The sequence below is a fragment of the Roseateles sp. UC29_93 genome (assembly GCF_042695725.1).
Lineage (GTDB): Bacteria > Pseudomonadota > Gammaproteobacteria > Burkholderiales > Burkholderiaceae_C > Roseateles > Roseateles noduli_A.
In genome coordinates, this window is record NZ_CP170545.1 from 374,238 (window position 1) to 400,548 (window position 26,311).

24 protein-coding genes are annotated in these 26,311 nt (G+C 68.5%); 15 read left to right on the forward strand and 9 right to left on the reverse strand.

Annotated elements, in window-relative coordinates; all coding sequences use genetic code 11:
- Positions 1–14: 14 nt before the first annotated feature.
- Positions 15–491: a bacterioferritin gene (gene bfr, locus ACFJIX_RS01710; protein WP_377157270.1), complete on the reverse strand. Its 477-nt coding sequence runs from the start codon at positions 489–491 to the stop codon at positions 15–17.
- Between the two features lie 221 nt (positions 492–712).
- On the opposite strand from bfr, the gene hemP reads away from it, so the two are divergent.
- The 6 genes from hemP (at position 713) to ACFJIX_RS01740 (ending at position 9,531) form a co-directional block, all read left to right on the forward strand.
- Positions 713–937 (forward strand): hemin uptake protein HemP, encoded by a 225-nt coding sequence (gene hemP, locus ACFJIX_RS01715; RefSeq protein WP_067277199.1) that lies wholly within the window; start codon positions 713–715, stop codon positions 935–937.
- 176 nt (positions 938–1,113) lie between these two features.
- The gene (locus ACFJIX_RS01720) at positions 1,114–3,321 is read left to right on the forward strand and encodes a TonB-dependent hemoglobin/transferrin/lactoferrin family receptor (protein WP_377157273.1); all 2,208 of its coding nucleotides are present in this window, start codon (positions 1,114–1,116) and stop codon (positions 3,319–3,321) included.
- 16 nt (positions 3,322–3,337) lie between these two features.
- The gene (locus tag ACFJIX_RS01725) at positions 3,338–4,435 is read left to right on the forward strand and encodes a hemin-degrading factor (protein ID WP_377157275.1); all 1,098 of its coding nucleotides are present in this window, start codon (positions 3,338–3,340) and stop codon (positions 4,433–4,435) included.
- Complete coding sequence (locus ACFJIX_RS01730) at positions 4,429–5,310, forward strand: hemin ABC transporter substrate-binding protein (protein ID WP_377157277.1); 882 nt, start codon at positions 4,429–4,431, stop codon at positions 5,308–5,310. The genes ACFJIX_RS01725 and ACFJIX_RS01730 overlap by 7 nt, the downstream gene beginning before the upstream one ends.
- Positions 5,311–5,368: 58 nt before the next feature.
- The gene (locus tag ACFJIX_RS01735; protein ID WP_377157278.1) at positions 5,369–8,020 is read left to right on the forward strand and encodes an iron chelate uptake ABC transporter family permease subunit; all 2,652 of its coding nucleotides are present in this window, start codon (positions 5,369–5,371) and stop codon (positions 8,018–8,020) included.
- Positions 8,021–8,031: 11 nt separating this feature from the next.
- Positions 8,032–9,531, forward strand: coding sequence for a DUF2325 domain-containing protein (locus ACFJIX_RS01740; protein ID WP_377157280.1), 1,500 nt, complete (start codon positions 8,032–8,034; stop codon positions 9,529–9,531).
- A gap of 93 nt (positions 9,532–9,624) precedes the next feature.
- On the opposite strand, the gene ACFJIX_RS01745 is transcribed toward ACFJIX_RS01740, so the two are convergent.
- From ACFJIX_RS01745 to ACFJIX_RS01755, 3 genes are all read right to left on the reverse strand, one after another.
- Positions 9,625–10,419 carry a hypothetical protein gene (locus ACFJIX_RS01745; protein WP_377157282.1) on the reverse strand — a complete coding sequence of 265 codons (795 nt, stop codon included), beginning with the start codon at positions 10,417–10,419 and terminating at the stop codon, positions 9,625–9,627.
- A 328-nt stretch (positions 10,420–10,747) separates the two neighbouring features.
- A complete protein-coding gene (locus ACFJIX_RS01750; protein ID WP_377161547.1) occupies positions 10,748–11,536 on the reverse strand; it encodes an HD-GYP domain-containing protein in 789 nt (262 codons plus the stop codon).
- Between the two features lie 373 nt (positions 11,537–11,909).
- On the reverse strand, positions 11,910–12,716 hold the full coding sequence (locus ACFJIX_RS01755; protein WP_377157284.1) for an SDR family NAD(P)-dependent oxidoreductase: 807 nt from the start codon (positions 12,714–12,716) through the stop codon (positions 11,910–11,912).
- A 112-nt stretch (positions 12,717–12,828) separates the two neighbouring features.
- Between ACFJIX_RS01755 and ACFJIX_RS01760 the strand changes: the two genes are divergently transcribed.
- Positions 12,829–13,368 carry a MarR family winged helix-turn-helix transcriptional regulator gene (locus ACFJIX_RS01760; protein ID WP_377157285.1) on the forward strand — a complete coding sequence of 180 codons (540 nt, stop codon included), beginning with the start codon at positions 12,829–12,831 and terminating at the stop codon, positions 13,366–13,368.
- Positions 13,369–13,428: 60 nt separating this feature from the next.
- Here ACFJIX_RS01760 and ACFJIX_RS01765 read toward each other — a convergent pair whose 3' ends face one another.
- A complete protein-coding gene (locus ACFJIX_RS01765; protein WP_377157286.1) occupies positions 13,429–14,661 on the reverse strand; it encodes a serine hydrolase domain-containing protein in 1,233 nt (410 codons plus the stop codon).
- 83 nt (positions 14,662–14,744) lie between these two features.
- Between ACFJIX_RS01765 and ACFJIX_RS01770 the strand changes: the two genes are divergently transcribed.
- Together ACFJIX_RS01770 and ACFJIX_RS01775 are read left to right on the forward strand one after the other, a co-directional pair.
- Positions 14,745–15,149, forward strand: coding sequence for a 4-oxalocrotonate tautomerase family protein (locus tag ACFJIX_RS01770; RefSeq protein WP_377157288.1), 405 nt, complete (start codon positions 14,745–14,747; stop codon positions 15,147–15,149).
- Between the two features lie 148 nt (positions 15,150–15,297).
- Positions 15,298–16,416: an ABC transporter substrate-binding protein gene (locus ACFJIX_RS01775; RefSeq protein ID WP_377157290.1), complete on the forward strand. Its 1,119-nt coding sequence runs from the start codon at positions 15,298–15,300 to the stop codon at positions 16,414–16,416.
- A gap of 22 nt (positions 16,417–16,438) precedes the next feature.
- Here the strand turns inward: ACFJIX_RS01775 and ACFJIX_RS01780 are convergent, their stop codons facing one another.
- The 3 genes from ACFJIX_RS01780 to ACFJIX_RS01790 form a co-directional block, all read right to left on the reverse strand.
- Complete coding sequence (locus ACFJIX_RS01780) at positions 16,439–16,831, reverse strand: GFA family protein (RefSeq protein ID WP_377157292.1); 393 nt, start codon at positions 16,829–16,831, stop codon at positions 16,439–16,441.
- 73 nt (positions 16,832–16,904) lie between these two features.
- Entirely contained in the window at positions 16,905–17,267 is a 363-nt protein-coding gene (locus ACFJIX_RS01785; RefSeq protein WP_377157293.1) for a hypothetical protein, read from the reverse strand.
- Positions 17,260–17,871 (reverse strand): hypothetical protein, encoded by a 612-nt coding sequence (locus ACFJIX_RS01790; RefSeq protein ID WP_377157295.1) that lies wholly within the window; start codon positions 17,869–17,871, stop codon positions 17,260–17,262. Before ACFJIX_RS01790 ends, ACFJIX_RS01785 begins: the two co-directional genes overlap by 8 nt.
- A gap of 518 nt (positions 17,872–18,389) precedes the next feature.
- Here ACFJIX_RS01790 and ACFJIX_RS01795 point away from each other — a divergent pair.
- From ACFJIX_RS01795 to ACFJIX_RS01805, 3 genes are read left to right on the forward strand one after another with little or no spacing between them, the layout of a single operon-like run.
- The gene (locus tag ACFJIX_RS01795; RefSeq protein WP_377157297.1) at positions 18,390–19,541 is read left to right on the forward strand and encodes a carbohydrate-binding protein; all 1,152 of its coding nucleotides are present in this window, start codon (positions 18,390–18,392) and stop codon (positions 19,539–19,541) included.
- A gap of 13 nt (positions 19,542–19,554) precedes the next feature.
- Complete coding sequence (locus ACFJIX_RS01800) at positions 19,555–20,103, forward strand: DUF2867 domain-containing protein (RefSeq protein WP_377157302.1); 549 nt, start codon at positions 19,555–19,557, stop codon at positions 20,101–20,103.
- Between the two features lie 45 nt (positions 20,104–20,148).
- Complete coding sequence (locus tag ACFJIX_RS01805; protein ID WP_377157303.1) at positions 20,149–21,000, forward strand: class I SAM-dependent methyltransferase; 852 nt, start codon at positions 20,149–20,151, stop codon at positions 20,998–21,000.
- A gap of 43 nt (positions 21,001–21,043) precedes the next feature.
- Here ACFJIX_RS01805 and ACFJIX_RS01810 read toward each other — a convergent pair whose 3' ends face one another.
- Positions 21,044–22,306: an MFS transporter gene (locus ACFJIX_RS01810; protein ID WP_377157305.1), complete on the reverse strand. Its 1,263-nt coding sequence runs from the start codon at positions 22,304–22,306 to the stop codon at positions 21,044–21,046.
- Between the two features lie 204 nt (positions 22,307–22,510).
- On the opposite strand from ACFJIX_RS01810, the gene ACFJIX_RS01815 reads away from it, so the two are divergent.
- From ACFJIX_RS01815 to ACFJIX_RS01825, 3 genes are all read left to right on the forward strand, one after another.
- Positions 22,511–23,377 carry a CsgG/HfaB family protein gene (locus ACFJIX_RS01815; protein WP_377157307.1) on the forward strand — a complete coding sequence of 289 codons (867 nt, stop codon included), beginning with the start codon at positions 22,511–22,513 and terminating at the stop codon, positions 23,375–23,377.
- Positions 23,378–23,576: 199 nt separating this feature from the next.
- Positions 23,577–24,947, forward strand: coding sequence for an RICIN domain-containing protein (locus tag ACFJIX_RS01820; RefSeq protein WP_377157309.1), 1,371 nt, complete (start codon positions 23,577–23,579; stop codon positions 24,945–24,947).
- Positions 24,898–26,193, forward strand: coding sequence for a right-handed parallel beta-helix repeat-containing protein (locus tag ACFJIX_RS01825; RefSeq protein ID WP_377161549.1), 1,296 nt, complete (start codon positions 24,898–24,900; stop codon positions 26,191–26,193). Before ACFJIX_RS01820 ends, ACFJIX_RS01825 begins: the two co-directional genes overlap by 50 nt.
- Positions 26,194–26,311: the final 118 nt, after the last annotated feature.

Here is a 26,311-nt window from a genome sequence, read left to right on the forward strand (position 1 = left end):
GGGCGGGCTGGCGTTCAGCTGGCGTCGCCCATCTGGCTCTGCAGCCAGTTCTGTTCGCCGATCTGCGCGATCAGCTCGATCTGGGTTTCCAGATGGTCGATGTGCTCTTCGGTGTCGGCGAGGATCTCCTCGAGCACCTCGCGGGAGATGTAGTCACGCACGCTCTCGCAGTAGGCGATGGCTTCCTTCAGCAGCGGATGGCTGCCCATCTCGATCTTCAGGTCGCAATGCTGGGCCTCGACGGCGTTCTCGCCGATGTAGAGCTTGCCCAGGTCCTGCAGGTTGGGCAGGCCTTCCAGCAGCAGGATGCGATCCATCAGCTTGTCGGCGTGCTTCATCTCCTCGATGGACTCGGCGTACTCGTGCTTGGCCAGGCGCTCCAGGCCCCAGCTCTTGTACATCTTGTAGTGCAGGAAGTACTGGTTGATCGCGGTCAGCTCGTTCTTCAGCTGCGCGTTCAAGTACTCGATGACCTTGGCGTCGCCCTTCATGTTCTTCTCCTGGAATTCGGTGGGATTGGGCGCATTGTCCTCATCCCTACGACGAATGGGGACAAGACCCGGCGGCCCCGCTCTGCATGCGAAGTATTCGCAGCCCGTTTCCGTCGGCGCCGCCTCTGAGGAGATGCCGTCCGGACGCGATCCGACAAGAAAAGTCCAATCGTCGCGATTCTTGGTTGCTATTGCGAATCGTTCTCATTAAGATGCGTCGCATGAATGCCCACCACCACCCCCATCTCGAAGCCCTGCAAGCCGTTGCGCTGGACAGCGCACGGGTCGCCGCAGGTTCGCCGCGCGAAGCGGTTCCGTTGGTCCAGCGCCGCCGCATCAGCAGCCAGGCGCTGATGGGCAACGACCGGGAGGTCGAGATCGAACACGCCGGCTCGCTCTACCGGCTGCGTGTGACATCGCTGGGCAAGCTCATCCTGACCAAGTGATCCGCCGGGCGGCGGCCGGCCGAGGACCGGTCCGCCGCTCGCGATCGCTGTCGCGATTTCCCTTTCCGTTTCGCTTTCCCTTCTGAACGCCGGCCGTCCGCGAGGACCGCCCGCCGCACCAGCCCGCGTCGTGCCAGCCCGTGCGAGATCCCAAGAACTACAAGGATTTCGTCACCATGCAATTGCGCCCGACGCCCGTCGCGCTCGCCCTGTCCTTGGCTTTCCCGCTGGCATTCGCCCAGACGACGGCCGCCACGACCCCACCGAACGCCGAGAACCCCCAACAGCTCGGCGAACTGACCGTCTCCGCGACCCGCACCGAACGCTCGGTCGACGCGGTGCCCAACACGGTCACCGTCAAGAACCGCAAGCAGCTTGATCGCCGCGACGCGCGCGACCTGAAGGACCTGCTGTCCGACGAGGTCGACCTCGACGTGAAGGCGATGACCCCGCGCTTCACGGCCGCGGGCGCGTCCACGGGCCGCTCGGGCAATGAAGGCATCAACATCCGCGGCCTGGAGGGCAACCGGGTGCTGATGATGGTCGACGGCATCCGCCTGCCGCAGAGCTTCGCGTTCGGCGCGTTCGCGAGCGGCCGCGCCGACTTCGTCGATCTCAACAGCCTGGCGAGCGTCGAGGTCCTGCGCGGCCCGACGTCCACCTCCTACGGCAGCGACGGCCTGGCCGGCGCGCTGAGCCTGCGCACGCTGTCGCCGGAGGACCTGCTGGTGAACGGCAAGACCTTCGCCGGCTTCGCGCGCCTGGGCGCGCTGAGCGTCGACGACTCCAAACGCGCCAGCGCCGCGGTCGCCTTCGGTGCCGGCGACTGGAGCAGCCTGGTGCAGGCGTCGGTCCAGCGCGGCCACGAGACGAAGAACGAAGGCGACAACGGCGCGGCCAACGCCACCCGCACCAAGCCCAACCCGACCGACGTCGACACCAGCAGCGTGATGGCCAAGCTCGGTTATCGCGTCAACGCGAACCATCGCCTGATGGGCACGCTCGAATACCGCGAGCGCAAGATCGACACCAAGGTGCTGACGGCCGTGACCGCCCCGCCGGCGACCGGCACGCTGCCGTCGACGGCCGTGCTGGCGCTGGACGCGCACGACAAGATGGACCGCACGCGGGTCTCGCTGGAGCACCGCTACGAGGACCTGAACGCGACCTGGCTGCAGCAGGCGACGACGCATGTCTACGCGCAGGACAGCGAGACGCGTCAGTTCTCCTACGAGGACCGCAACACCGCCGCGGACCGCACGCGGCTGGGCACGTACAAGGAACGCGTGATCGGCCTGAGTTCGCAGGCGCAGACGCAGTTGGCCCACCAGCGCCTGAGCTACGGCATCGACGTCAGCCGCAACACGATCGAAGGCGTGCGTGACGGCACGGTCCCGCCGGCTGGCGAGACCTTCCCGAGCAAGCCCTTCCCCGATACGAAGTACACGCTGACCGGCGCCTTCGTGCAGGACGAGATCGAGGCGGGTGACTTCACTCTCATTCCCGCGCTGCGCTTCGAGCACTACAAGCTGTCGCCGAAGCAGGACGGCTACACCGGCCAGATCGTCTCGCTGTCGGACCAGGCGGTGACGCCGCGCATCGGCCTGATCTGGCGCGCCACGCCCGCCGTCCAGCCCTACGTGAACTGGGCGCAGGGCTTCCGCGCGCCGACGCCGGACCAGGTGAACAACGGCTTCGCCAATCCGATCCAGGGCTACCAGAGCATCGGCAATCCCGACCTGAAGGCGGAACACGCCAACAGCTGGGAACTGGGCCTGCGCGGCAAGCTGATGGAGACGTTGCGCTGGCAGCTGAGCGCCTATGACAACCGCTATCGCGACTTCATCTCGCAGGAGATGGTCGGTGGCGCCTTCACGCCCGCGAACCCGGCGATCTTCCAGTACGTCAACCTGAGCCAGGCCCGGATCAAGGGCGTCGAGGCGCGCTTCGTCTGGGACATCTCGTCGACCTTCAACGTGAACGCATCGGTGGCGAAGTCACGCGGCCACAGCATCGAGAACGGCGTCGAGACACCGCTCGACAGCGTGCAGCCGCTGCGCGGAAAGATCGGCGCGCACTACGAGTCCGGTCCGTGGGCCGTCGAGGCCAACTGGCTGCACAGCTCCGGCAAAAAGCCGTCGGACGTCAGCACGGCGACCCAGTACACGCCGAAGAAGTACGACGTGGTCGACCTCGGCGGCGCGTACCGCTTCGACAAGACCTTCTCGATCTCCGCGTACGTCACCAACCTCTTCGACAAGAAGTACTGGCGCTGGGGCGACGTGACCGGCATCAGCGCCGCCACGCCGGCGGCCCTGGCCGTGATCGACAGCTACACCGCCCCCGGCCGCGCCTTCCAGGTGACGCTGCGCGCCGATTTCTGATCAGGAGTCTTCCGCCATGCAAGCCAGCTTCACCGCCCTGCGACAGGCCTTCGCCACCGCGCGCACGGAGCGCAAGGCCCGCCACCGCGACATCGCCAACGACCTGCGCATCTCCGAAGGCGCGCTGCTCGCCGCCCACGCCGGCCCGTTCGCCGACGACGAGTCCCCGCTGCGCGCGCGCCGCCTGCGCGCCGAGTGGCAGGACCTGATCGCCGCGCTCGAGCCGCTGGGGCCGGTGATGGCGCTGACGCGCAACGAGTCCTGCGTCCACGAGAAGGTCGGCGTCTACACCGCCGTCAGCGCGCAGGGACCGCAGCGCCAGGTCGGCCTGGTGCTGGGTGGCGCGATCGACCTGCGCATCTTCTACAGCCACTGGCGCCACGGCTTCGCCGTCGCGGAGCGACTGTCCGACGGCGCGCTGCAGCGCAGCCTGCAGTTCTTCGATGCCGCCGGCCAGGCCATCCACAAGGTCTTCGTGAAGCCGGAGAGCGACCTCGCCGCCTACGAGGCGCTCGTCGAGCGCTTCCTGGCGGAAGACCAGCAACCCGGCTTCGAGCCCTGCGACGCGTGGCAGGACCCGGCGGAGATCGCCGACGAGCGCGTCGATGTCGCGGCCTTCCGCAGCGAGTGGGCGTCGCTGCGCGACACGCACGACTTCTTTGGCCTGCTCAAGCGGCACGGCCTGAGCCGCACGCAGGCGCTGCGGCTGGCCGAGCCGCGCTTCGCGCAGCCGCTGGCGCTGTCCAGCGCGCAGGAGCTGCTGAGCCGCGCCGCGCAGGAGAACGTGTCCATCATGGTCTTCGTCGGCAACCCCGGGATGATCCAGATCCACAGCGGCCCGGTGAACAAGGTCGCGATGATGGGGCCGTGGATCAACGTGCTGGATCCGGGCTTCAACCTGCATCTGCGCGAGGACCACATCGCCTCGGCGTGGCTGGTGCGCAAGCCCACGGTCGACGGGCTGGTGTGCTCGCTGGAGCTGTTCGACGCGCAGGGCCGCACGATCGCGATGCTGTTCGGCGAACGCAAGCCCGGTCAGGCCGAGCGCTGCGACTGGCGCAACCTGCTGGAGAGCCTCATCGAAGGCGCGCCGGCGGAGACCGTGCCGTGCTGAGCCGCCGCCAGATCCTGTCGCTGGCGCCGGTCGCGGCCCTGCTGTCGATCAGCGGCCGCGCGTGGGCCGCGCCGCAGCGCGTCATCGCCGTCGGTGGCGCGTTGACCGAGCTGATCTATGAGCTGGGCGCGCAAGCCGAGCTGGTCGGTGTGGACAGCACCTCGCTGTATCCGGCCGCCGCGACGAAGCTGCCCAACGTCGGCTACGCGCGCACGCTCGCCGCCGAAGGCCTGCTGTCGCTGGCGCCGACGATGGTCGTCGCGACCGAGGAAGCCGGCCCGCCCGCGGTGCTGCGCCAGCTCGAGGCCGCGAAGGTGCCGCTGCACGTGCTGCGCGCGGAGCACCGCTTCGAAGGCGTGCTCGAACGCACCCAGGCGCTCGGCGATCTGCTCGGCCGCCAGCAGCAAGCCGCCGCCTTGTCGCAGAAGCTGCGGGCCGAATGGAGCGCCAGCCGTGCGCAGGTGACGAAGCTGGCCGCCGGCCATCGCGCGCCGCGCGTGCTCTTCGTGCTGTCGAACGCGGCGAACCAGGCGCGCATCGCCGGCGCCGACACGGCGGCGGACGCGATGATCGGCTACGCCGCCGCGACCAATGCGCTCGGCGAGGCCCATGGCTACAAGATGCTCTCGCCGGAGGCCGCGATCGCCGCGGCGCCGGACGTGATCCTCGCGACGACGCAGGGCGTCGAGGCGAGCGGCGGCATCGACGGTCTGCTGAAGTTGCCGGGCCTGGCGCAGACGCCGGCCGGTCAGAACAAACGCGTGGTCGTGATGGAAACGATGGCGCTGCTCGGCTTCGGGCCGCGCACGCCGAAGGCGCTCTCGACCTTGGCCCAGGCCCTGCATGCGCTGGCGGGTACGGGCAAGACGGCGTGAGCGTCCAGCGTCGGACAGAACGACGAACGGCACGGCCAACCACACGACGGACAGCACGATGAGCACGATCGGATCCGCCCTGCCCTCGCGATCTTCGCCGGTGGCCGCGACGTCGGCGCGACACGCGTGGTCGCGCCGCGCGTGGTCGCGTCCGATGTTGCTGGCGGTCGCACTGGTGCTCGCGATCATCGTGGCGGTGCAGCTCGGCGCGGTGCCGATGGCGCCGGCGGACTGGCTCAACGGTCCGTGGAGCGACGCCCCCAAGACCGGCGGCGCGCACGTGCTGTGGCAACTGCGCTTGCCGCGCCTCGGGCTGACGCTCGCGGTCGGCGCGGCGCTCGGCCTGGCCGGCGCGCTCAGCCAGGCGCTCTTCCGCAATCCGATGGCCGAGCCCAGCCTGCTCGGCGTCACCAGCGGCGCCGCCGCGGCGGTGGCGCTCACCCTGACGGTCTTCGCCGGCCTGCACGCCGCGCTGCCCGCGGAGGCACGACTGTGGCTGCTGCCGCTGGTCGGCTTCGGCGGCGCGCTGGCGGTGTGCTTCTCGCTGGACCGGCTCTCGCGCTGGCTGGCGCCGGGCTCGATCGCGGCGCTGCTGCTGTGCGGGCTGGCCTTGCAGGCCATGACCTTTGCGATCGTCGGCCTGTGCAGCTTCATCGCCAACGACGAGCAACTGCGCGCGATCAACTTCTGGACGCTCGGCTCGCTGGCCGGCGCCAACTGGATCATGGCCGCGGTGATGGGCGTCGCGTTGCTGGTGCTCGGCGCGGTGGCGCTTCGCATCGCACCGCGCCTGAACGCGCTCGCGCTTGGCGAGGCGGCGGCCGCCCACGTCGGCATCGATGTCGAACGGCTGCGCTGGTGGTGCATCTCCATGGTCGCCCTCCTGTCGGCGCTGGCGGTCGCCTGGTGCGGGAACATCGGATTCATCGGCCTGATGGCGCCCCACCTGGCCCGGCAACTGGTCGGCGCCGACCAGCGCCAGGTGCTGCCCAACGCGATGCTTGCGGGCGCGCTGCTGCTGGTCGTGGCGGACACCTTCGCGCGGACGCTGGCGGTGCCGGCGGAGATCCCCGTCGGCGTGTTCAGCGCGCTGATCGGCGCGCCCTGGTTCCTCGTCCTGCTGCGCGGCGCGGTGCGCCGCCTGGGGGAGCGCGTGATGGCCTCGCTGCTGACCCTGCAGGACGTGCGCGTGACGCTGGGCAACGCAACGATCGGACCGGTAACGCTGCGCGTCGATCCGGGCGAGCGCATCGCGATCCTCGGCCCGAGCGGCGCCGGCAAGTCGACCCTGCTGCGACTCATCGCGCGCGAAATGCGCCCGGCAGCCGGTGCACTGCATTTCGACGGACGGCCACTCGCTGCCTGGCCGCCTGCCGAGCTCGCGCAACGACGCGCGGTGCTGCCGCAACAACATGGCGTCGCGTTCGGACTGCCCGTCGAGCTGGTCGTCGCCCTGGGCCGCGTCGCGCGTCAGGGCGACGGCCGCCAGGATGCGATCGTGCGCGAGGCGCTGGCGCACGCGCAGGCCGATCACCTCCTCGGTCGCCGCTTCGACACGCTGTCCGGCGGCGAGCAGGCGCGCGTGCAACTGGCACGTGTGTTCGCACAGGCCTGGGATGCGCGCGACGGATTGCTGCTGGTCGACGAACCGGTCGCGGCGCTCGATCCGGGCCTGAGCGTCTCGCTGATGGCGGCGATGTCGGACTTCGCGGCGGAGCGCGGCCATGCGCTCATCGCGGTGCTGCACGACCTCAACCTCGCGATGAATCATGTCGACCGGCTGTGGCTGATGAAGTCCGGCCGGCTGCTGGCCGACTGCGACGCGCTGCCGGCGACGCTGCCGCTGCTGGAGCAGCTCTACGACACGCAGACTGCGACTGCTGCGCGACCAACATGGACTCGCGATCCTGCCGATGCTCGGCGGCGCGGTGGGAGCGCGGGCATGAGTGCCACTGCCCTGCAACTGCACGGCCGGATGCCGCGCTGGAGCGGCTGGGCCATGACCGCCGCAATCCATGCGGCCCTGCTGCTGGCGCTGGCCGGCGCCTTCGCGCCGAAGCGCTCGCCCGCACCGGCGCCGATGACGATCAGCGCGCGACTGGTGCCGTCTCCGACGGCACCGACCGCGACGATCGCGCCGTTGATCCCCATCGAACTGCCGCGCTCGGCGCTGAGCATTCCTCCGATGCCGGACATCCCAGCGCCGCCCGTGCAAATCGAGGCAACGCCGCCGATCGCAGTCGCGCCGACGCCGCTCCGATTCGATCCACCGGCGGCCGCGACGGCCGACCAGGACCCGGCCGCGACCCGGCCCGTCGCAGTCGCCGCGGCCGCCGTGGCCGTTGCCACGACGGCGGTCGTTCCGCCAGCGCCGATGCCCTTGCCCGCGCCGGCCACCGGCGAGTCCCCAGTCCAGATGCCCGCCGACCACCGCGCGTGCAGTGCCCAGCAGACCGCGCGCCACTATCCGGCGATGCTGCGTGACCGCGGCATCCAGGGTCAGGTCGTGCTGCGCGTCAAGGTCGACGCCGACGGCCACGCCGCGGAGGTCGTCGTGGCCGGCGGCAGCGGCTGGCGGCTGCTGGACGAGGCGGCGCGCCGCGTCGCCGAATCCTGTTCCTTCATTCCGGCCCGGCGCGGCGACCAGCGACTGGTCAGCTGGGTCGAGTACCCGGTGCGCTTCGCGCTCCAGGCGTCCCCCTTGCAGTAAGGAGTCCACCCATGTGCGACAAGCCCATCCCCACTTCGCTCCTGAGCCTGCTGGCGCGTCCCGACGCGGGCGCTTCCGACCCGCTGGGCGATTCCCCCGTGCTGGCATCCGCCGCGGGCGCGGTGATGGGAGGTGGCGTCTTCATGCAGGAAGGCGACGCTGTTCCGGCCGCCGTGGCGGGACTGCCACTGGCGCAGGCGCTGGCGCGCGGCGAGGCTTCGCCCTTGTCCCCCTCCTCTTCGTCCTCGTCGTCCTCGTCGTCCGACGACACGCCAGTGCCGCGCGGTTCGCGCCGTCGGCGGCTATGGGAACTGCCGGCGCAGGCGCTGTGCCCGGTGATCGGCGTGTGCCTGCCGATGCCGGTGCTGCGCCGCAAGCTGGGCAAGCTGCTCGGCGGTCAGGCGCTGACCAACGATTACGAGATGCACTGCGGCGCGATCAACGAATGCGCGCGCCGCGGGCCGGTGTCGGAGATGCTGCAGAAGGAGCTGGACCAGCGCTTCTCGATCGCGCTGCGACAGTCCGCGCAGCACAAGACGGCGGAGTCGCTGACACGCTGGTGGAACGCCGCGCAACAGGGCAACGACGTCGGCGGCGCGCTGTGGGGCGCGCTGACGCATGCGCGGTGCGACGCGGCACTGCAGGAGCAGGTGCTGCGCGACATCCACATGCTGCAGCACCAGGTCGGCGCGGCGAACCGCGCGGACCTGCAGCGGCTCGACGAGCTGCAGGACGAGCACGCGATCCTGACGCGCGAACTGGCGCAGGCGCAGTCGCGCAGCACGCGGCTGCTCGCGGAGCGGGCCCGAGAGCTTGAGCTGTCGCAGGCCGAGTGCCTGCGCCTGCGCGGCGAGCTGCTGGCGCGCGACACGCTGGCGGCGGGACTGCGCGACGAACTGCAGCAACTCGAGGAAAGCATCCCCGGCCTGCGCCAACGCCACGAGCAGGCGAAGCAGCTGCAGACGCAGCAGGACCGCATCCACCAGCTGGAGCGCGCGCTGCTGACCTCGCGCCAGCAGGCGGAACGCGAGCAGCGCCGCGCGGACGAACTGCAGCAGGCGCTGGCGATGTCGGAGCGCCAACGGGACCAGCAGCAGACGCCAGCATCGCTGCAAGCCGATTCACAGTCGGGCACTGAAGGCGCGCTGCCGTCGCTGGACGAGCGCTCGGTGCTGTGCGTCGGCGGCCGACCGGCGGTGGTGCCGATCTACCGCCAGTTGATCGAGCGCACCGGCGGACGCTTCCTCCACCACGATGGCGGCGAAGAGGACGCAGTTTCCAAGCTCGACGCGAGCCTGGCGGCGGCGGACCTCGTGATCTGCCAGACCGGCTGCATCAGCCACGACGCGTATTGGCGCGTGAAGGACCACTGCAAGCGGCACAACAAGAAGTGCGTCTACATCGAGTCCCCGAGCGCCAGCGGCATGCGCCGCGCGCTGGGCTCGCTGAGCGGCGGTGACGGCGAGGTCGATATGGCCGGCAGCGCGCCCTTGCCGGCCCGCGAATCCTGAGTCCTTCCGCGGAGTCCGGCGACGGCAGCGGCCGTTTCGCATCGCCGGAAACAACAAGGCTCCGAAGACCGGGGCCTTGCTCCAGCAGCGCGTTCAGCGCACGAGATGCTCGAACACGCCTTCGACCATCGTGGCGAAGGACACATGCGCGTCACCGCACACGGTCGGCACGATCGCCAGAAAGTCCGGCGCCAGCAACTTCTCGGTGAACCTGCGCCGAGTACTGGCGTCCAACATCCACTCGCGAATCTCCTGCCGGAATGTTCCGCGATCCGAGGCAAAGGGATTGCGGTAGTCATGCTCGTGCCAGAAGTCCCAATGGCTCTGCCTGACGAACTGCACGGTGGACATCGGGTCATCGCATTCCAACCAATGCGCCAACAGCGGCTGGATCGCGATTCCTCCGCCATCGAACATCAAGAGCACCTCGAAAGGATCATCCGGCAATACTCGCCCGCGCGGATCGACGACGCCGCCACGGATTGCAAGCGCAAAGTAGGCCGACGCAAAGCGCAACAGGGCCGACTGTTGCGTCACCGTCCAACTGCCGGGTGGACATCCCCCCATGCGATCCAAGGCAATCGCAAGCGAATGACGGATCTCGGCCCCCTCCGCCAGCAGCTCCAACATGCGCGGCACGAAATATCCCACCTCTGCAGGGTTCTGCACCTGACTCTTTGCGGAATCGCCGTACTCAAAAAGATGCTCGACCGTCAGCCGCTTCAACGGCCACTCGTGCAACTGCTTCGCCACTTCTTCCGGCACGCAGCAGACCGTGCAGACATCCAGCGGCAGGGCTGGCCTGCGGAACTCGGCGAAGGCGGCGTATGTTTCCTCCACCGCGGCGCGAAGCATCTGCAAGAGTTCGGCGTGCTCGGTGGCTGTCATTGGATCGTGCTGGGAGAAGGCATCGATTCTGCCTGCCAGCCCGGGTGCATCAGCCAGGACGCCTACTGGCGCGTGAAGGACCACTGCAAGCGGCACAACAAGAAGTGCGTCTACATCGAATCGCCGAGCGCGAGCGGCATGCGCCGGGCGCTGGGCTCTGGGCTCTGGGCTCTGGGCTCTGGGCTCGTTGAGTATCGAAGAGCGAGCGGAAACAGCGGCCCAGCCGCAAGATCAGCAAGGCTGAGTCATCTGCTCGGCCGGCAATACTGAACCGGGGGATAACTGCTTCAGGCTGAAAGCGGAAGTTGGCCCCGCCCACCAGGCAACACTAGGAAGCGCCCGAACGTTCGCCCTTCAAGCGGCAAAGCAGCTCTTCCATAACAGCGCCTTCATCGGGTGGAAGAAGTCCAGCTCGGAGGAGCGATTCCCGCTCTAGTTCGCGCAGCCGCCACTCGAGCTCGCCAACGACAGTCATCAATTCGGCATGGAGCGCGAGGTCGCGATGCTCGGCCAAATCAGCGAAGAGGCCATCGGGATCATCGGTGTCCAAACCGGTGCTGGAAAAGGCAGTTTGGATACGCAGAAGTCGATTCAAACCGGCCTCAAGAACGGCGCGCAGGCCGGGGCTGGAGGCGGAGATCCGGCTTTCGATCCACGGGCGTGATTGCTGGAAGCGTCGCAGCACCGAGGCGATGCTAATCACACGCGGGATTGCCGATTCCAGCGGCACTGGGTCTACCACCGTTGGGGCGGACGAGGTGTCGGATAGGGACGCGGCGGTAATGACTTCGGTGATTTCGCGACTGAATTCTCCGGGGATGAGCTTGGTCGCCACACTGGCTCGTGTCAGCGGAGTCATGCTGCCTTCGATGAGGGCCATGAGCCATTCGGCGGCGGCCAGGATCTGGCCGTTGAGTGGCAAGGCGTCGCCTCGTACACCGCGCGGATAGCCGAACCCGTCCAATCTCTCGTGGTGATGCAGCACCGCGCTCGCGATCTCCCGACCGGCGCCCGGCATGTCGCGAAGCACTCGTTCTGCAACAACGGGATGTGACGCGATATGTCGCCATTCCTGCGGGCCTAGGGGCGCACCAGACCGAAGGTAGGAAGGGTCGATACATCAGCCATGCATCTTCACCATTGCGCAGCATGCATAGGGAAGGCCCTGCCGGGACGGAAGCCCAAAGCTCGAACGAGGGTGACCGATCGAAATGATCGAGGAGTCGCCCCATTTGCTCCGTGGAAAGCACGGGCTCGCGTTGACCATTGAAGTCGAAATAGATCAAAGATGCGCCACAACGTTTGAGTTCAGCCGACCAGCCTACCCGAAAGCTGCTTGGTTGAAGCGACCGCGACAAGAAGTGCGTCCACATCGAGTCCCCGAGCGCGCGCGCCAGCGGCATGCGCCGCGCGCTGGGATCGATGAGCGGTGCCGAGGCCGAAGACACCCGGCGCCTCAAGCCGCGCGGGAACTCTGAGCGACGCGGTCCTCACGCAACGCCGTAGCGCGACGCCGGCTTGCCCGTCTGCGTCGCGGCGAACAACTGGGTGCGAGCGGCGTCGTACGCCTTCAGCAGGCCGTCGTTCTCGACGGAGGGCAGCGTGACCAGCTCGCCCTGGTCCAGCCCGCGCAGCGCTGCGTCCACGCAATCCTCGGCGCTCATGACGGTCTCCTTCGCCAGCGCCTCCAGCGGCACGCCGGAGACCTTCTCCGACCAGATCTCCGTGGCGGTCGACGCGGGCAGGACGGCCTGCACGCGGACCTTCGAATTCGACGCGGCCAGCTCGCCCTGGATCCCGCGCGTGTAGTTCAGCACGTAGCCCTTGGTGCCGCTGTAGATGGCGCTGATCGGCAAGGCATGGAGCGCCAGCACCGAGGCCACGTTGATGATCGTGCCCGCATCGCGCTGCTTGAACAGCGGCAGGACGGCTTGCGTCAGACTGGTCAGCGCGACGATGTTCACCGCGATCTGTTCCGCGGTGCCTTCTGCGGCCGCGCCGACCACCGAGCCCAGTCGCGCCAGGCCGGCGTTGTTCACCAGCACCTCGATGCTGGCGTCTTCGCGCAGCACTGCTTCGACCTTGCGGACGTCGTCCGACTTCGAGAGGTCGGCGACCACGGTCCTCACGGTCACGCCATGCTTGCTGGCGAGATCCTTCGACAGCGCCGCGAGGCGATCCGCCCGGCGGGCGACGATGACGAGGTCATAGCCGCGCGCGGCCAGACGATCGGCGTAGACGGCGCCGATGCCCGACGAGGCACCGGTCACGAGGGCAGTTTTCTTGGAGGAAGCCATGGCGTACTTTCGACAATTCTGTTGAGTGCTCAATGATTTTCATTGAGGGCTCAAATGTACACTTGGCGCTCTGGGGTCTGTCAATGGTTTTGTGCTCAACTTTTTCCGCTGAATGAAGAACACCCGAAGCCGCGCGGCGCCGCGAAGCGAGCCGCAGGACACCGATGAACCGGGCGCATGGGTCCTGCCCGCGTGCAACAACACGTCGTTGCGCCGGGCGGCGCGACGCCTCGGAAGTCTGTATGACGCGGCCCTGGAGCCGCTCGGACTGAAGGCGACCCAGTTGGGCCTGATGGCCGAGATCGAGCGGATCAAGGCCGAGAACGAAGGCCAGGAACCGACGCTTCAGGCGCTGGCGACGAAGCTTGCCATCCAGATCTCCGCGCTGACGCATGCGCTGCGACCGCTGGTGCGTGACGGCCTCATCGAGCTCCAGGTGGACGAGCGCGACAAGCGCGCCAAACGCGCCGTGCTGACACCGGTCGGAACCGCCCAACTGCACGCCGCGCTCGCGAGCTGGGCGGAGGTCAATCAGCGATTCGAGGCGGTGCTAGGGGTGGAGGCGGCCGCGGCCCTGCGCGCAGTGGCGGACCACGTCGCGTCCGACGAATTCATGTCGGCGTTCGAGGCGGATCGCGAGAGCAAGAGCTAGCAAGGACTGACCCTTGCGACGGTGAACCGTCCTGTGGAATTCCATTGGGCGATTCGCTGCTCAGCCATACACCGCGCGCCGCACATCCCGATGCAGCACCTCGTCGAACGGGAACTTCTGGGCGAAGAACACCACCGCGAGCCGGTTCGCCGGGTCGACCCAGAACAGGGTCGACGCCGCGCCACCCCAGGAGAACTCGCCCACCGCGCCGGGCGGCTCGTCGGCCGTGGTCGGCGCGATGCGCACCGAGCCTCCCAGACCGAATCCGAGACCGGGGCTCTTCAGGAAGTGACGTGGCGAGATGGCCGGATCCAGGTGATCGACGAGCATGAGCTTCACGGTCGCCGGGCGCAGCACGCGCACGCCGTCGAGCTCGCCTTCGCCCAGCAGCATGCGCGCGAAGCGCAGGTAGTCGTCGACGGGTCCGATCAGGCCCGCGCCGCCGCTGGCGAAGGTGAAGGGCATGTCCGGCTCTCGCTGGGGCGGACCACCGTCGGGCAGGCGGTAGGTCGCGGCCATCCGGTGCTTCAGCGCTTCGGGCTGCGTCCAGTCCGTCTCCTGCATCCCCAGCGGCCGCAGGATGTGACGGCGGACGTGTGCGTCGAAGGGCTCATCGCCCAACACTTCCACCAGCCGGGCCACGATGTCGGTGGAGGTGCCGTAGTGCCAGGCCGTGCCCGGCTCGTGGCGCAGCGGCAGCGCGGCCACCGCGCGACTGAACGCCGCCAGGTCGGGCGCTGTCTCGAGCGGATTCGCCGCGCGGAAGGCGCGGTCGGCCGGGCCGTCCTCCATCGCGTAAGTGAGGCCCGACGTGTGCCGCAGCACGTCCCGCACGAGGATCGGACGCGCAGCCGGCCGTTCGCCTCGACCATCGTCGGCGTGCACGCGCATGGACTTGAACTCCGGCAGGTAGCGCGCGATCGGATCGTCGAGCCGGAAGCGCCCCGCATCCCACAGACGCATGAGCGCCACCGACGCCACCGGCTTGGTCATCGACCAGATGCGCGCCAGCGTGTCGCGGGCCATCGGCCGACGCGCTTCCACATCAGCGAGACCGAACGCGCCGAAGTAGCGTTCCGCCCCGCCCTGCCAGACCACGGCCGACACGCCCGCGGCGCGGCCATCGGCCACCGCGCCGCGGAGCATCCGCTCGATGCGCCGCGGCGAGAACCCGGACCAGGGCGTGCCGGCGGAACGGGAAGTCCCGCCCGGGCTGGCCGTTGCGGCAACGGCCGCGGCGGGCGCCGCCAGTGCAGCGCCGAGGAGATGGCGACGAGAAGGGGCTTGCGTCATGACCCCATGCTAGAGCCGTACCTGCCTGTAATCTGAAGCGCCGCCTCTTTCGCAGATCATCTGCATCAAGCTCTGGAGTCCCCGTGCCCTACCTGCAGCTGGACGTCAACGACCACTATCCCGCCGCCACCAAGCAGCGCCTGGCCGAGCGCATGAGCCGCACCTACGCCGAGATGATGTCCGTGGACATCCGCCGCATCAGCGTCGCGATCCGCGAACTCGGCGAGGGCGGCGTCTGGCGCATCCCCGACGCGGATGGCCCGCCGGTGCCCGTCTCGCTGATGATGCTGGACATCCGCCAGGGCCGGCCGCCCGAACTGCGCATGGCGCTGGCCAAGGCGCTGTGCGCCCATTGCATCGACATCCTGGGCTTGCACGAGGATCGGCTCAACGTCGAATTCACCCAGCACACCGGCGACGAGATGTACCACCCGACGCTGGGCGGCTTCAGCCCGGACTGGACGCCGGGCGAAGGTTCGCTTCCCTGAACCTTCTTTCGGCTGAACCTTCTTTCGGCTGGCAGCTGCCGCTTGTCGCCACACCCAGCCGCCGTTCTCCCAGTCGCCCAACTGTTACCGCAACCATCATCGTATTGATCACAATGACCGGTCCTGCACGCCTGTTGCCGCATTGACCATGACCCTCGCTTTCGCCCGCCGCGCCCGCCGCCTGATCACCCTCCTGTGCCTTGCGGCCGCCTCGACGGCGCATGCCGACATCGTCATCGGCCAAGTGGCCCCGTTCACCGGCCCCCAGGCGGTCACGGGCAAGGCGATCCGCGCCGGCGCCAAGCTGTGGATCGACGAGGTCAACGCGCGCGGCGGCGTCCGCGGCCAGAAGATCAAGTTCGTCACCCGCGACGACGCCAACAAGCCCGAGGACACCGTCCGGCTGGTCAAGGAACTGATCGCCGCGGACGCGCCCACCGCCCTGATCGGCACCGTCGGCACCTCCAACCTGGAGGCGCTCAAGCAGGACGGCGTGCTCGAGAAGTCCCACGTTGCCATGGTCGGCGCGGTCTCCGGCGCCAACAGCGTGATCACCGCGCGCGGCATGTACCCGGTCAAGGCCAGCTACCGCGAGGAGGTCGACCGCCTCTTCAAGCAGCTCAGCGAGATGGGCCGCACCAAGGTCGCCATCGTCTACCAGGACGACGGCCTGGGACGTGACGCGCTCGCGGGTGCGCAGGCGTCGGCGAAGACCTACGGCCTGTCGCTGGTCGCGCAGTCGGGCTACGCCCGCAACACCACCGAGGTCGGCAAGGCGGTGGCTGACATGATCAAGCAGTCGCCCGACGTGATCTTCCTCGCCGCGACCACCGCGGCCGCCATCGAGTTCACGGACAAGTACCAGAGCGCGGGCGGCCGCGCCGGCCTCTACGGCATGTCCATCATCGACGTGCAGGCGCTGCTGGCCAAGCTCGGCCCGGATCGCGCGCGCGGCTTCGCGTTCTCGCTGGTGCTGCCCACCGACGACCGCGCCGACCGCGAAGTCGTCCGCGACTACCAGCGCCTGCGCGGCAACGCCAAGGACGCGGACCTGTCCTCGCGCTCGCTCGAGGGCTTCATCGCCGCCCGTGCGCTCGTGAAGGCGCTGGAACGCACGCCGGCCGCCGGACCCGCGGCCTTGAGCGAAGCGCTGGAACGCGGCTTCGAGACCGACGTCGGCGGCCATCGCCTGACCTTCGGCAAGGGCCCGACCTCGCGCTACGTGGACTTCGCCGTGCTGGGCGCGGGCGGCAAGCTGGTGCGTTGAGCCCGGCGCCGCGAGGCGCGCCTCAGTAGTGCTCCGCCTCCGCCGGCGGAACGACCCAGCCGTGCTTCCGACTCTCGTAGACCGACACGCCTGGCGCCGGAAAACCCGGATCGGCGAACGCGCCGACCGGGACGGCGATGAAGTCCGGCATCGCCTCCATCTCGTAATAGACCGTCGCACCACAGGTCGGACAGAAGTGGAAGATCGCGCGGGTGCCTTCATCACCGGTGATCGCGTAGGTCGACGAGACGCCCGACGGGGTCACGTCTTGACGACGGAACCTCGCCTGCTGGGCGAAGGGTCCACCCGTCCTGCGCTGGCAGTTCAGGCAGTGGCAGATGGAGATGCGGACCGGCTCGCCCACGACCTGGGCCGTGAGCTGACCGCAACTGCAGGAGGCCAGACGAGATGTCATGGGAAGAGCCCTCGTGAACAGGAGGGCTCATCTTCCCATGCGCTCGATGGGCAAGACCTGCCCCGTGAATACCTCACCCGGCGGGTCGGCGCGCGCGGTGCCCTTTGAACCTGACGGCCAGCCACAGCACTGCCGCAGGCAGCACGGGCATCAAGGCGAACATCAGGAACGATCGCACCAGCCTCAGCGCTTCGGGTATCGCGGCCAGCAGCAGGCCGGACGCGACCGTCAGCAGGCCGGACACCACGGGGAAGACCATCAGCCAGACGAGCCGGTTGCCTTCACCCACGCAGGCCAGGCTCACGATGAACAGCAATGACAGCATGCCGAAGACCGGGCCGAAGAAGCTGAGCCGCAGGAGCATGACGCTCCAGAGCAGGATCAGGACCAGCAGCCCGAAAGTCTTGAGCCAGCGCATCTCGGACCGTTCACGCACCCGCGGGCATGAAGGTGCCGATCAGCGCCATCACGATGAACAGGCTTCCCAGCACGATGGCGATCCAGTTCAGCGCGCCGAAGCGATCGTTGCGGGGCTGGCCCGGCGTGACGGTCTCGTTGACGGCGTTCATCGCGCTTTGCACCGGCATCACGAAGGCCGGAGCGACCATCGCGATCCACCACACCGGATCCGGCGCCTTCCACATGAGCGAAAAGACGATCCAGGCGGCCGCCAGGCCGCCGGCACTGAGCGCGTCTTTCGCACTCACGCCCGCGCCCAGCTGCGAGTCACGCACTCGGCCGAACAGCGACCAGACGAAGAACACCGCGAAGATCGCGCGCATCGCCGGCAGGATGGACGACTTCTCGCGGTCGCGCACCAGCGTCCATTGCTTGTAGAGCCAGTAGACGCCGTAGAGCTGGAGCGTGACGGTGCACATCACCAGCAGCTTGAGCGGCGAGACGGAGAACCACATCGGCTGGCCCAGGGCCTGCTCGGGCGCGACGGCCTCGACGCGGGCCTGGGGCGGCGCGAAACGCGCGGCGATGTCGGACGTGGTGTCGGTCGGCAGCGCCGCGGCCGACTCCGGTTGCTGGGACATGAGATTTCCTCCCTGAAGGCATTGAACAAGACGCCGGGCCGGGGCGCGAGTCTGTGGCTCGCTGCCGCGCCGGCGCGCAGGGCGGCATGATGCCCGCTGCAGGAAATGCCTCAGGTCCCGATCTGCCCTTTCCTTGCCTGGGTGCGTGACGGATTGAGCATCCGCCATCGACCCGTGCGAATCCCCAGCGCCTTCGGCGAACGGCAGCCGCGCATGCGTCACCAGGGCAACACCTGGATACCGGCGCGCCCTCCGACTTGCCACCGCACAACCGCTTGTCACCAACGAAGCGAAGTTCCCAGGGTTTTCCCGAGAGACATACTGAAAGCGCTTTCAGATAGTCATGCCGGAGAGGCGGCGGCGCATCGACGAGCGATCGGCGATGCGCCAGCAGCCCCACGGGCTTACTTGATCTCGGGCGTCGACACCCGGTCCTTGCGGCCGGGCCCCCTGGAGACGCCGCTCCTGTCCTTCGCGCGCGTCTCCTCCATCACCACCACTGGTTCCGAGGAGATCCCATGACACGCTGGATTCGATCGCTCGCCGCGGTCGCGGTCGCCCTGACGGGCGTCGCGGCGCAGGCACAAAACTGGCAACTCGTCTGGCAGGACGAATTCACCAACAGCATCGGCCCGCAATGGCGGTTCGAGACCGGCACCGGCTCGGGCGGCTGGGGCAACAACGAGCTGCAGTACTACCGGCGCGAGAACGCGAGCATCGAGAACGGCCAGCTCGTGATCACCGCCAAGCGCGAAGACTTCGGCGGCATGCGCTACACCTCCGCGCGCATGACGACGCAAGGCCTGGCCACCTTCAAGTACGGCCGCATCGAGGCGCGCATCAAGGCGCCGTCGAGCTCCGGCATGTGGCCCGCGTTCTGGATGCTCGGCAGCAACATCACGTCGGTGGGCTGGCCCGCCTCGGGCGAGATCGACATCATGGAACACGTGAATGCCGACGCCGACATCCACGGCACGATCCACTGGCAGGGTCCGGACGGCGGTCACGCCTCCTACGGCGGCCACACGGCCACCAACGTCGCGGACTATCACGTGTACGCGGTCGAGTGGGACGAGCGCTTCATCCGCTGGTTCGTCGACGGCCGCGAGTTCCACGTCGTGGACATCACCAACAGCGTCAACAGCACGGAGGAATTCCATCGCGACTTCTTCCTGCTGCTGAACCTGGCGGTGGGCGGCAACTGGCCGCAGTGGAACATCGACGAGAGCAGGCTGCCCGCGAAGATGTACGTGGACTACGTGCGCGTCTACAAGAAGGACGGCGGCACGCCGGCGTTCACGACGACGCTGCAGGCGGCCAACTTCGCGCTGCAGTCAGGCATGCAGCTCGAGGCGTCGAGCGAAGGCGGCCAGAACCTCGGCTGGATCGAGACCGGCGACTGGGCCGTGTGGAACCTCAACCTGCCGCAGGGCGGGACCTACACGGTCGAGTACCGCGTCGCCAGCCTGAACGGCGGCGGCAGCCTGCAGCTGGAGATGGCGGGCGGCACGCCGGTGTACGGCGCGGTGAACGTGCCCTCGACCGGCGGATGGCAGAACTGGACGACGGTCTCGCACCGCGTGACGCTGCCGGCCGGCCAGCAGCAGATCGCGGTGAAGGCCAACGGGCCGGGGTGGAACCTGCGGTCGGTGAAGATCACGAAGTCGTGATGCAATGCGGCGGATGTCACTCGTCCGCCGCGTTGCCCCTCCCACTGAAAGCCAGCTCGCGTCGACCTATGCCGGCGCGAACCTCGCCGACGCCTTCGCCATCACGCTGGCGGACGATGCGCCTGACGACGCGATGACGCTGGCCCGCGCGACGCTGGCCGCTCCGCCGTTCTGGTTCCGCGCGCTGCTCGCGATCCGCGATGCCGCGGTGAAGCCGCTCGGGCTGAAGACCTCGGCGGCGATGCGCCAGCACCTCGATGAAATCGGCGTCGAGCACGTCGACATCTTCCGCGTGCTCTCCGCCACGCGCGACGAAGCGATCTTCGGCGAGCAGGACCAGCACCTCGATTTCAAGCTGTCGATCCTGGTCCGCCGCGTCGAGGGATCGACGCATCGCGAAGCGATCGCGACGACGGTCGTGAACTGCCACAACCGGCTCGGGCGGTTCTACCTCGCGCTCATCCTGCCGGGGCACGTGCTGGTCGTGCGCTCGCATCTGGCCGCGGCGGCGCGGCGTTTCGGCGCGACCTCTCAGAAGTCCTCGGAGCCTCCCGGCGGCTGATCGGTCAGAATCGACGGACACTGGACCAGCGGAAGCGGGGACACGATGGACTGGCGATTGAAGGTGGGCCGACAGGCCGTCCTCGCACGGCTGCCTTTCGGTCAGGCGCTGCGCGGCGTCAAACGCAGGCTGCTGGGCTACCGCCCCGATCCGGACAACCTCAGCCAAACGCTGAAGAACTGGTCGCAGATGCGGGCGGCGCTCTCGCACACCGGCGGCTCGATTGAAGGCGCCACGGTGCTGGAGATCGGCACCGGCTGGTTCCCCACGATTCCCATCCTGCAATGTCTGCAAGGCGCCAGGCGCGTCTACATGTCCGACCTCAACGTCCATCTGGACGACGTCAGCTTCGCCGCGACGCTGGACTTCCTGCGCCGGGTCGATCCCGGGGACACACGGCTGCGTGCGATCAAGTCGCGCGCCGACCTGCCGCTGACCTACCTCGCACCGTTCGACGTCAATGCCATCCCCGACGGCTCGATCGACCTGGTGACCTCGCGCACGGTGCTCGAGCACATCCCGCCGGACGTGCTGCTCGATCTGTTCAAGGCTTTGCGCCCGAAGCTCTCCGCGCGGGGCCGCATGGTGCATCTGGTGGACCACTCGGACCACCTGGAACACTCGGACAAGTCGATCAGCAAGATCAACTTCCTGACCTGGCCGGACGGCAAGCACGCGTGGATCAACCGGCTGACGCGCGAAGGCGAGAACCGCCTGCGGCATCACGAATATCCGCCGCTGTTCGCTCAGGCCGGCTACCGCGTCGTGCTGGAGCAGCACAAGGTCCACGAGCCGACCCGGCAGCTGGCGAAGTCGCTGCCGCTGCAGCCGCACTACGCGGCGATGACGCCGGAACAGCTGGCGACGATGTCGTCGCTGTACGTGCTGGAGCCGTGAGCGTCGACGGCCGCGCGACCGCCGATGAATGCCTCGCGCCGCATCAAGCGGCCGGCGCCGCCTTCTCCTGATCGCGCCTGCCGGCGGTGAGCCACAGGATCACCGCGAACACCGCGCCGCCGACGCTGGCGAGGCCGAAGAACAGCATCATCGACTCGTAGCCGGCGGGGTTCTGCGCGCTGGCACCGGCGCGGTCGTTGAGCCAGCCGGCGACGAGATTGGCCCCGGCGATGCCGGCGTTCTGCGCCACCCACATCAGGCCGATGGCCGTGCCGAAGCGCGCAGGCGCGACCAGCTTGCTGGCCAGCGGCCACATCACCGCGGGCACGAGCGAGAAGCTCACGCCGATCAGCGCGGTCGAGATCCACAGGCTGGCCGAGGTGAACGCCATCGTGGCCATCGCGATGGGCAGCAGCACCGCGCCGAAGGCCAGGAACGGCGCGTAGCGGCCGACGCGGTCGCACAGCCAGCCGAAGGTCGGCGTCGCGAAGACGGCGGCGAGGAACACGTAGCTGTTCATCGCGCCCGCCGAGGCCAGGTCCAGGCCGTGCGCGTGCTGGAAGTACTTGATCGAGAAGGTGCTGCGGAACGCGAGGATCACGGAGTACCAGAGCACGCACAGCGTCAGCAGGTACCAATAGGCCTTGCCGAAGTGCAGCAGGTCGCGCCACACGAAGGGCTGCGCCTGCTGTTCGATCTCGCCCTTGGCGGAGGCGGCGACGCGGCGGTCCATCGCCCAGTAGCACAGCGCGGCGGCGAACGAGGCCGCGGCCATCGCGGCGGCGATCATCAGCGGCGGTTGCCAGCCTTGCGCGTAGGCGGCGGGGAACCAGGTCGGCGACATGTCCGAGGAGAACGACCCCAGGCGGCCGATCGACAGCGCCAGTCCCATCGAGAACGCGACGTTGCCGCCGACGAAGTACTGGGCCAGCGCCGCGAGCGTCGCGATGCCGAAGGTCTCGGCGCCGATGCCGAACAGCAGCCGTCCCGCGGCCATGCCGGCGAAGCTCGGGCTGAGCGCGGTGAGCAGCGCGCCGAGGAAACAGATCGCGGCCGTCCACAGCGTCATGCGCGCGGCGCCGAAGCGGTCGACGAGCACGCCGCCGACGAGGATCAGCACGACGTTGGGCAGGCTGTAGATCGCGTTGAGCAGGCCGATCTGCTGGTCGCTGAAGCCGCGCTGGCTCTGCAGCGCATCGGCGACGGGGCCGATGGAATCGTAGACGTAGTAGTTGCCGTACAGCGACGCGGCGATCAGGGCGCACACCAGCCACGCGACGGCGCGGCTCGGGGACTTATCGTTCATGAGGAGAGCCTCGGGGATCTTGTGCGGTCGCGGGGGACCGAAGGGGCGGATTCTCGCCTCCCCCTGGTAACCGCCCGTAAAGCTGCCGTCACGACGCGACATTCCGCGACGCAGCCACCCATCAGTGGGGGCCGGGTTCGCCCGCATTTGGGATAAGGTCCGGCCCGTTCTTGCATTCACAGCCGTTGCGCTCAGGAGATCACCATGGCATTCGCGCGTTCCTTCGCCTCCATCGGCCCTTCTCTGCCCCGCGTGGGCGGCGTGCTCGCCGCTTGCGTCGCCGTGGCGATGCTCGCCGGTTGCGGCAAGCAAGGCGCGACGCTGGGCGACGGCAGCTCGGAGATCACCGGCTCCGCCGGCCCGGCCGGCGCCAACAAGGCCAACCGCGAGTTGATGAAGTGCGACGCGCCGGTCGCAACGTTGTCGCTGATGGAGAACCCCAACGGCTACACGATCAGCGCGCCCAACGGCCTGCCGAATTCGCCACTGCCCCTCGTGCGTCTGCTGGCGCAGCAGAGCGGCTGCTTCCGCGTCGTCGATCGCAACTCGGGCCTCAAGGCCACGATCAAGGAGCAGGAGCTCAAGGACGCCGGCATCCTGCGCCAGCAGGGCAGCACCGTGCACAAGGGCAAGGGCTACGAAGCCCAGTACACGCTGATCCCGAGCCTGACCTTCAGCGAGCAGGACGCGGGCCGCCAGGTCGGCGGCATCCTCGGGATGATCCCGGTGCTCAACAAGTTCGTCGGCGCGGCCGAGCACATCAAGCTCAAGGAAGCGCAGGTCGCGCTGCTGCTGACCGACAACGAAACGACCGAGCAGGTCGCCGCCGCCACGGGCTCGGTGCGCGTCACCGACCTGGGCATGGGCGGGCTCGTGCTGGGCAAGCTCGGCGGCGCCGCGGGCGCGGGCTGGGCCAACAGCAATGAAGGCAAGGTCATCGCCGCCGCGTTCCTCGACGCGCACAACCAGCTCGTCGTCCAGGCCCGCATGCTGCAGGCCAAGGACCTGCCGGATCCGGTGCCGATGAAGAAGGCCGGAGACACCGCCAAGAAGGCCGCAGCCGGCGCATGACCTGACTCTCCGCGCGGCCTGCGGCGGCGCGACCTCGATGGCGACGACCCAGGCGCCATCGAGCGTTCTGCAGCCCCCTCCTCGGGAGAGGTAGTGTGCCCATCGACGCTTACCGCTGATTGCAGCTCTTGCGTCTACCCGTTGGAACCGCTTTCAAGGCACGGGAAGAATCGCCGTCGACTCACAACGAGAGACGAGCATGACCCTTGCTTCCAGCCCGAACTTCGGAAAGCTCCAGGCCGCGCCGACCGCGATCGCGTTGGCCGTCAGCCTGCTGCTGAGCGCCTGCGGCGGCGCCGACTCCCCCGACTCGACCGCCGGCATGGCGGCCTCCGATCGTGCGAGCGCCCAGGCGCAGTCGACGACGTCGGAGACCGCGTTTCCCGTGGGGCAGTACAGCCTGCGCGGCGTTCAATCGGGGATGTGCATCGACATCGAAGGCGCGAGCACGGCCGACGGCGCCAAGACACTGCAGATGCCGTGCAACGGTGCGGCCAGCCAGCGCTTCGACATCAGCGCCGCCGCCGACGGCAGCTACGCCTTCCGGAATGTCCGCAGCGGCAAGAACCTGGACGTCAGCGACATCTCGACCGCCAACGGCGCCCTCATCCAGCAATGGGGCTACGGCGGCGGCGCGAACCAGCGCTTCGCCGTCGCGGCCAAGGGCGATGCGTTCCACATCATCGCGAAGCACACCGGCAAATGCGTGGATGTGAAGGACTTCAGCCTCGTCGCCGGTGGCCGCGTCCAGCAATGGGACTGCGGCAACAACGACAACCAGCGGTGGACGTTCGTGGCGGCCGGCACTCCGGCTCCGGCTCCAGCTCCAGCCCCTGCGCCCGCGCCTTCCCCTGCCCCCGCGCCATCGCCCGCGCCGGCGCCCTCGCCTGCACCAGCCCCGTCCCCCGCACCCGCCCCGTCGCCCGCGCCATCTCCGGCGCCCGCGCCTTCACCAGCTCCTGCTCCTGCCCCTGCGCCGGGACCGGCCCCCGCGCCGGCCCCCGGTCGCGGCGCCAACGTGCCATGGGTCGAGTACCAGGCCGAAGACGGCCAGACCAACGCCCAGATCCTCGGCCCGAGCCGCCAGAAGTGGGACGCGAACCACATCGAGGCTGAAGCCATCGGCCGCAAGGCGGTGCGCCTGAACCGGACCGGCGACTACGTGTCCTTCAAGACCACCGCGGCCGGCAACGGCGTGGTGGTGCGCTACTCGATTCCCGACGCGCCGAACGGCGGCGGCATCGATGCCACGCTGGGCCTCTACGTGAACGGCGTGCGCGTGAAGTCGCTGCCGCTGACCTCGCGCTACAGCTGGTCCTACCAGGGCGGCCTGATCGGCGATCCGATCGTCGACAAGCCGGCCGGCCAGCCGCACACCTTCTTCGACGAAGTGCGCACGCTGCTGCCCGACAACATCCCCCGCCGGCGCGACCGTCATGCTGCGCCGCGACGCGCAGGACACCGCGGGCTTCTACGTGATCGACCTGGTCGACATCGAGCCGGTGCCGCCGGCGCTGACGATGCCGGCGGGCTTCACCTCGGTGACGGCCTTCGGCATCCAGCCGGGTGACGGCAAGGACCATGCGAACGACGTGCTGCGCGCCCTGCGCTCGACCAGCAAGCTGTGGTTCCCGCCGGGCGACTACCTGCTGCAGAAGATCGACGGCGGCAACGTCGGCCTGGACAACCCCGGCATCGAGGTGCGCGGGGCCGGCATGTGGCACACCAACCTGCGCGGTCCGAAGTCGATGTTCTTCTGCTACGGCGCGAGCGCCCGCTGCGTCTTCGGCGACTTCTCCATCCTCGGCGAATCCAAGGCCCGCGCCGAGGAAACCGAAGGCGTGCAGAAGGTCTTCGCCGGCCCGATGGGCGCCAACAGCCTGATCGAGAACGTCTGGATCGAGCACGTGGTGGGCGCGATCTGGGTCGGCAACGATCCCCCGTACCAGACCCAGCCGACGCAGAACCTGACCATCCGCAACTGCCGCATCCGCAACACCTACGCGGACGGGATCAACTTCGACAACGGCACGTCCAACTCGCTGGTGGAAAACTGCCACCTGCGCAACACCGGCGACGACGCGCTGGTGGTGTGGTCCATCAAGTGGACCGACTGGGTGAAGGACAAGACCTGGCAGCTGGGCGACGGCTTCATCTCGCCCGCGGGGAAGAACGCGCCGGACCAGGGCCAGGGCGTCAACAACGTGTTCCGCAACAACACGGTGCAGATGCCGTGGCGCGCCAACTGCTTCGCGGCCTATGGCGGCGCGGGCAACGTGTTCAAGGACAGCGTCTGCGAGGACGTGCTGACCTACCCGGGCATCCTGATCGACAACGAGTTCAGCCCCTACCCGTTCGGACCGGGGACGACGACCTTCAGCAACATCTCGCTGATCCGCGCGGGCGGGCCGATGTTCAACGAGAACACGGGCAACCCGTGGCTGCATGGCGCGCTGAAGTTCTACCTGCGCGAGGGCGACGTGAACGACATCCTGGTGGAGAACGTCGACATCATCGACCCGACCTACTCGGGCATCGAGTTCCGCGGCTTCGGCACGACCTTCGTGCCGCCGGGCGAGAAGTTCCACCCCGACCTGCTGCGCGACGCCGACAACGCGAAGTTCCGCAACGTGAGGTTGAAGAACATCCGGATCACCAACCCGGGTCGATACGGCATCGAGGTGATCGACAACGGCGGTCGCGGCGCGGTCAACTTCGACGGCGTGGTGGTGACCAATCCGGCGCTCGGCGGCCTGAAGCAGGACAACGCGCCGGGGAGCTTCTTCATTCGAGGCAGCGGCAACGCGGGCTGGTGACTCCCTGTCTCACGTTCCTTTCCGCACACGGGGAGAGCAAGAGCGCTGGCGTACTTCCACCGCCGCTGGCCCTCACCCCTGCCCTCTCCCGCAAGCGGGAGTAAGACGGGCTAGGCTT

What these genes read in the sequence shown, in the direction of transcription:
- bfr (WP_377157270.1), bottom strand. Translation starts at nt 491, where the DNA reads ATGAAGGGCGACGCCAAGGTCATCGAGTACTTGAACGCGCAGCTGAAG.
- hemP (WP_067277199.1), top strand. Translation starts at nt 713, where the DNA reads ATGAATGCCCACCACCACCCCCATCTCGAAGCCCTGCAAGCCGTTGCG.
- ACFJIX_RS01720 (WP_377157273.1), top strand. Translation starts at nt 1,114, where the DNA reads ATGCAATTGCGCCCGACGCCCGTCGCGCTCGCCCTGTCCTTGGCTTTC.
- ACFJIX_RS01725 (WP_377157275.1), top strand. Translation starts at nt 3,338, where the DNA reads ATGCAAGCCAGCTTCACCGCCCTGCGACAGGCCTTCGCCACCGCGCGC.
- ACFJIX_RS01735 (WP_377157278.1), top strand. Translation starts at nt 5,369, where the DNA reads ATGAGCACGATCGGATCCGCCCTGCCCTCGCGATCTTCGCCGGTGGCC.
- ACFJIX_RS01740 (WP_377157280.1), top strand. Translation starts at nt 8,032, where the DNA reads ATGTGCGACAAGCCCATCCCCACTTCGCTCCTGAGCCTGCTGGCGCGT.
- ACFJIX_RS01745 (WP_377157282.1), bottom strand. Translation starts at nt 10,419, where the DNA reads ATGACAGCCACCGAGCACGCCGAACTCTTGCAGATGCTTCGCGCCGCG.
- ACFJIX_RS01755 (WP_377157284.1), bottom strand. Translation starts at nt 12,716, where the DNA reads ATGGCTTCCTCCAAGAAAACTGCCCTCGTGACCGGTGCCTCGTCGGGC.
- ACFJIX_RS01760 (WP_377157285.1), top strand. Translation starts at nt 12,829, where the DNA reads ATGAAGAACACCCGAAGCCGCGCGGCGCCGCGAAGCGAGCCGCAGGAC.
- ACFJIX_RS01765 (WP_377157286.1), bottom strand. Translation starts at nt 14,661, where the DNA reads ATGACGCAAGCCCCTTCTCGTCGCCATCTCCTCGGCGCTGCACTGGCG.
- ACFJIX_RS01775 (WP_377157290.1), top strand. Translation starts at nt 15,298, where the DNA reads ATGACCCTCGCTTTCGCCCGCCGCGCCCGCCGCCTGATCACCCTCCTG.
- ACFJIX_RS01780 (WP_377157292.1), bottom strand. Translation starts at nt 16,831, where the DNA reads ATGACATCTCGTCTGGCCTCCTGCAGTTGCGGTCAGCTCACGGCCCAG.
- ACFJIX_RS01790 (WP_377157295.1), bottom strand. Translation starts at nt 17,871, where the DNA reads ATGTCCCAGCAACCGGAGTCGGCCGCGGCGCTGCCGACCGACACCACG.
- ACFJIX_RS01795 (WP_377157297.1), top strand. Translation starts at nt 18,390, where the DNA reads ATGACACGCTGGATTCGATCGCTCGCCGCGGTCGCGGTCGCCCTGACG.
- ACFJIX_RS01800 (WP_377157302.1), top strand. Translation starts at nt 19,555, where the DNA reads ATGTCACTCGTCCGCCGCGTTGCCCCTCCCACTGAAAGCCAGCTCGCG.
- ACFJIX_RS01805 (WP_377157303.1), top strand. Translation starts at nt 20,149, where the DNA reads ATGGACTGGCGATTGAAGGTGGGCCGACAGGCCGTCCTCGCACGGCTG.
- ACFJIX_RS01810 (WP_377157305.1), bottom strand. Translation starts at nt 22,306, where the DNA reads ATGAACGATAAGTCCCCGAGCCGCGCCGTCGCGTGGCTGGTGTGCGCC.
- ACFJIX_RS01815 (WP_377157307.1), top strand. Translation starts at nt 22,511, where the DNA reads ATGGCATTCGCGCGTTCCTTCGCCTCCATCGGCCCTTCTCTGCCCCGC.
- ACFJIX_RS01820 (WP_377157309.1), top strand. Translation starts at nt 23,577, where the DNA reads ATGACCCTTGCTTCCAGCCCGAACTTCGGAAAGCTCCAGGCCGCGCCG.
- ACFJIX_RS01825 (WP_377161549.1), top strand. Translation starts at nt 24,898, where the DNA reads ATGCCGGCGGGCTTCACCTCGGTGACGGCCTTCGGCATCCAGCCGGGT.